The organism is Streptomyces milbemycinicus (assembly GCF_002154605.1).
GTDB lineage: Bacteria > Actinomycetota > Actinomycetes > Streptomycetales > Streptomycetaceae > Streptomyces > Streptomyces milbemycinicus.
Genome location: NZ_MUNE01000958.1, coordinates 1 through 4,079, shown reverse-complemented (window position 1 = coordinate 4,079; position 4,079 = coordinate 1). Strand labels below are relative to the sequence as shown.

The 4,079-nt window shown below is 74.2% G+C and carries 4 protein-coding genes and 1 pseudogene; 4 read left to right on the top strand and 1 reads right to left on the bottom strand.

Going from position 1 to position 4,079, the window contains the following annotated elements:
• A pseudogene (locus tag CCN51_RS58795) lies at window positions 1-176 on the bottom strand (aldehyde dehydrogenase (NADP(+))); the annotation flags it as partial.
• Between the two features lie 131 nt (window positions 177-307).
• Here CCN51_RS58795 and CCN51_RS49560 point away from each other — a divergent pair.
• From CCN51_RS49560 to CCN51_RS49545, 4 genes are all read left to right on the top strand, one after another.
• Entirely contained in the window at window positions 308-1,078 is a 771-nt protein-coding gene (locus CCN51_RS49560) for an IclR family transcriptional regulator (RefSeq protein WP_014180692.1), read from the top strand.
• A 113-nt stretch (window positions 1,079-1,191) separates the two neighbouring features.
• Window positions 1,192-2,163 (top strand): hypothetical protein, encoded by a 972-nt coding sequence (locus tag CCN51_RS49555; protein WP_014180691.1) that lies wholly within the window; start codon window positions 1,192-1,194, stop codon window positions 2,161-2,163.
• Window positions 2,160-3,509: a sensor histidine kinase gene (locus tag CCN51_RS49550; RefSeq protein WP_086861121.1), complete on the top strand. Its 1,350-nt coding sequence runs from the start codon at window positions 2,160-2,162 to the stop codon at window positions 3,507-3,509. The genes CCN51_RS49555 and CCN51_RS49550 overlap by 4 nt, the downstream gene beginning before the upstream one ends.
• 53 nt (window positions 3,510-3,562) lie before the next feature.
• On the top strand, window positions 3,563-4,079 hold a 517-nt coding region (locus CCN51_RS49545), incomplete at its 3' end, for a response regulator transcription factor (protein WP_245881856.1).

The window sequence follows — 4,079 nt, the reverse complement described above, 5'->3', positions numbered from 1 at the left end:
CTGGCCGACCGTACGGTGCGCAGGAAGGCGGCGCGCACCGTACGGTCGGCCAGGGAGCCGCGTGCCTCGTGGGCCGCACGCACCACGCGGTCGATCTCCTCGGCGGTGGCTTCGATCGCGACCTGCTCCCGCTGCTTCCCGGTTCGGGGGTCGACGCTCCACACTGGTGCTGACACCGCGGAATCCTCCTGCTGTGTTGCCGCTGCTTGCGTCCCGCACCTCGGCTGTTGTTCGATATGCTGAACGCTGTCCCTGATAGTGAACTCTGTCGGGACTCTATGGCTGGTCGAACAAAGGGGTCAAGGCGATGTCAACTGCCGAGACGGGTGGGGCCCAGGTCAAGTCGGCGGTCCGTACGGTCGAGCTGCTGGAATTCTTCGCCGGCCGACCAGGTATGCACAGCCTGGCCGCCGTCCAGGAAGCCGTGGGCTACCCCAAGTCCTCCCTCTACATGCTGCTGCGCACCCTGGTGGAGCTCGGCTGGGTGGAGACCGACGCGACCGGCACCCGCTACGGCATCGGCGTACGCGCCCTGCTGGTCGGCACCTCGTACATCGACGGCGACGAGGTCGTGGCCGCCGCCCGGCCGACCCTGGACCGGCTCTCGGACGACACCACCGAGACCATCCACCTCGCCCGCCTCGACGGCACCAACGTGGTCTACCTCGCCACCCGCCAGTCCCAGCACTATCTGCGCCCCTTCACCCGCGTCGGCCGCCGGCTGCCCGCCCACTCCACCTCGCTGGGCAAGGCGCTGCTGGCCACCTACTCCGACGAGCAGGTGCGCAAGATGCTGCCGGAGACCCTTGGCGCGCTCACCGAGCACACCATCACCGACCGCGAAAAGCTCATCGAGGAGCTGCACCTCATCCGCGAGCAGGGGTACGCGGTGGACCGCGAGGAGAACACGCTGGGGCTGCGCTGCTTCGGCATCGCGATCCCCTACCGCACGCCCTCGCGGGACGCGATCAGCTGCTCGGTGCCGGTGGCCAGGCTCACCCCCGCCCATGAGCAGATGATCAAGGACGCGCTCTTCGACGCCCGCGACCGCCTCACCCTCGCGACCCGCCGCCTCTGAGCCCTCCCCCGTACGGGCCCGTACGGGGATGAGGTCCGGCTAGCCCGTGCGGTGGAGGCGGATCGTCGCGCGGGAGGAAGCGTGGCCGGCGGCCCGCCGGAAGGCTGGTGGGCATGAGAAAAGCCCTGCGCGCCATTGCCATCGCCGCCTGCCTCCCCTACATCGGTCTCAAGGCCGCCTGGATCGCGGGGAGTCACCTCGGCATCCCCGAGGGCAGTGAGCTGCGCGAACCGGGCGAGCGGACCGCGATGATCGCCGTCAACGCCGTGTCGGTCGTCATGGACGCCGCCGTCGTCGTCCTCGCCCTGCTGCTCACCCGCCCCTGGGGCAGACGCGTCCCGGCCTGGCTGCTGGCGCTGCCCGTGTGGTGCGCCTGCGGCCTGCTCGCGCCGATCATGACCGGCTTCCCGGCCCAACTGGCGGCCGGGGCGCTCGGGTTCCCGCAGACCGCCGACCAGGGCGGTGGCCGGGGCGGTGAGCACGGCGCGTTCCTGGCCGACTGGGTCTTCGGCGTCGTCTACGGCGGCTTCATCGTCCAAGGGCTGGCCCTGGGCGCCCTGTTCGTGCTGTACGCCCGCGACCGCTGGGGCGGGCTGTGGCGCGGCCGCCTCGCCGATCTGCCCGCCGACGGCCCCACCCGCCCGGCGCAGCGCCTGACCGCCGTGGTCGCCTCCGTGCTCGTCCTGCCGCCCACCGCGGTGCATCTGCTGTGGGCCGGCGGCTCGGCCGCCGGGCTGAGCGAGGCCAGGGCCGCGGAGCGGGGCAGCGACTTCTACATCGTCGAGGCCGGCTATGTGCTGTTCGCGCTCGCCACCGCCGCGGGCGTGCTCATGCTCGCCTTCCGCGCCGGGCGCCGGGTCCCGCTGAGCCTGCCGCTGGCCCTGGCCTGGGTCGGGTCGGGGGCGCTGGCCTGCTGGGGCGGCTGGCTCACCCTGGCCGGGCTGACCGCCGAGGAGGGCGGCGACAGGGCGCCCACCGGGCTGATGAACGTGACCTACGCTGTTCAGATGATCGTCGGGTTGCTCGTCCTGGTGGCCGGCGCCTACTTCTTCAGCGAACGCGCCGCGGCGCGCCGGGAGGCATGACGCCGGTGGTGTGGTGGCGGCGGTACGCCCGGACGGCGCTGGGGCGGCGGGCCCGGCTGCGCTGGGTGCATCTGGTGCTCGGCGGGGCCCTGTTGATGCCGTACTTCCTGCTGACCGGCGTCGTCCTGGTGGCGGTCGTCCCGGGCGCCCGGCCACTCGACTCGCTGGGCTGGCAGCTCGCCACGTACGCCCTGGCCCTGCCGCCCGCCGTACTGACCGCGCTCTTCCCGCTCGTACGCCCCCTGGAGGCCACGGCCGCGCGCTCGCTGTGCGGACTCCCCGCGCCCGCCGAACTCGCGTCCGGCCCCGCCACCTCCTGGGACGCGCGCAGCCGCGCCGCCCTGTGGTTCGGGCTGCACCTGGCGCTCGGCGGACTGGTCAGCGCGGTCACCCTCGCACTGCCGCCCGCCGCGGCGCTGCTGGTCGCGCTGCCGTTCACCGACGAGTCGTACGCCAGGGGCCTGGTCTGGCCGACCGCCTTCGACTCCGCCCGCGCGCTCGCCCCCGCCGCCGGGATCCTGCTGCTGGCGGCCGTGGCCGCGGTGGCGGCCGGCGCGGGGGCGCTGCTGGCCCGCTGTGCGCCCGCGCTGCTCGGGCCCACGCCCGCCGACCGGCTCGCCGCCGCCGAGGAGCGGGCCGCCCGCCTCGCCTCCCGCAACCGCCTCGCGCGCGAGCTGCACGACTCCGTCGGGCATGCGCTGAGCGCGGTGACCCTACAGGCCGGCGCGGCGCGCAAGGTCCTCGACGCGGACCCGGAGTTCGCCCGGCAGGCGCTGGCCGCGATCGAGGAGACCACGCGCGATGCGGTGGGGGAACTCGACAGCGTGCTGGGCCTGCTGCGGGAGAACGACGAGGGTGGGAACGGAAGCGGGAACGGGGACGGCGGGGACCGTACGGCGCCCGCCCCCACCCTCGCCGACCTGGACGCGCTGCTGGCCCGGACCCGGGCGGCGGGCGGCACCGTCGTACTGACCGCCCCCGGCCCGCTCGAGCGGCTACCTGCCGCCGTGTCCCGCGAGGCGTACCGCATCGTGCAGGAAGGGCTCAGCAACGCGCTGCGCCATGCGGGCCGGGTGCCGGTCAGGCTGCGGATCGCCGAATGCGCCACAGAGGACAGGGAGTTGGAGATCACGATGGAGAACCCGGTGGAGCGGGTGAGCGGGGCCGTCCGGCGGCGGCGCACCGGCGGCGGCCGCGGTCTGCGCGGGATCGCCGAGCGCACGGCGCTGCTGCGCGGCAGCTGTGCCTGGGGCCCGACCGAGGGCGGCTCCGAGGACGGCTCCGAGGACGGCTCCGAGGACGGCTGGCGGCTGACGGTCCGGATCCCCCTGGGGACGGCCCGGTGAACGCCGCGCTACCGGATACCCCGCTGCGTATCGTGCTCGCCGACGACGAGCGGATGGTGCGCACCGCGCTGCGCGCGATTCTGTCCAGCGAGCCGGACCTGGAGGTCGTCGGCGAGGCGGGCACCGGCGCCGAGGCCATCCCGCTGGTCCATGAACTGCGCCCGGACGTCGTGCTGATGGACGTCCGGATGCCCGAGATCGACGGCATCCGCGCCACCGAGCGGATCCTGGCGACCGTGCCCGAGCCGCCGCGCGTGATCGTCGTGACGACCTTCGAGAACGACAGCTATGTGTACGACGCGCTGCGCGCGGGCGCCAGCGGCTTTCTGCTCAAGCGGGCTCGCGCGGACGAACTGGTGCAGGCTGTGCGGCTCGTGGCGCGCAGCGACTCACTCCTGTTCCCGGCCGCGGTGCGGGCCCTGGCCGCCGCGTATGCCACCGGGCGCGACGGCCAGGCGCAGGCGCTGCGCGACCGGCTCTCCGAGCGGGAGGCCGAGGTACTGCGGCTGATGACCACCGGGCTGTCCAACGCCGAGATCGCCGACCGGCTGACCGTGGCCCCGGCCACGG

What these genes read in the sequence shown, in the direction of transcription:
- CCN51_RS49550 (WP_086861121.1), top strand. Translation starts at nt 2,160, where the DNA reads ATGACGCCGGTGGTGTGGTGGCGGCGGTACGCCCGGACGGCGCTGGGG.
- CCN51_RS49560 (WP_014180692.1), top strand. Translation starts at nt 308, where the DNA reads ATGTCAACTGCCGAGACGGGTGGGGCCCAGGTCAAGTCGGCGGTCCGT.
- CCN51_RS49555 (WP_014180691.1), top strand. Translation starts at nt 1,192, where the DNA reads ATGAGAAAAGCCCTGCGCGCCATTGCCATCGCCGCCTGCCTCCCCTAC.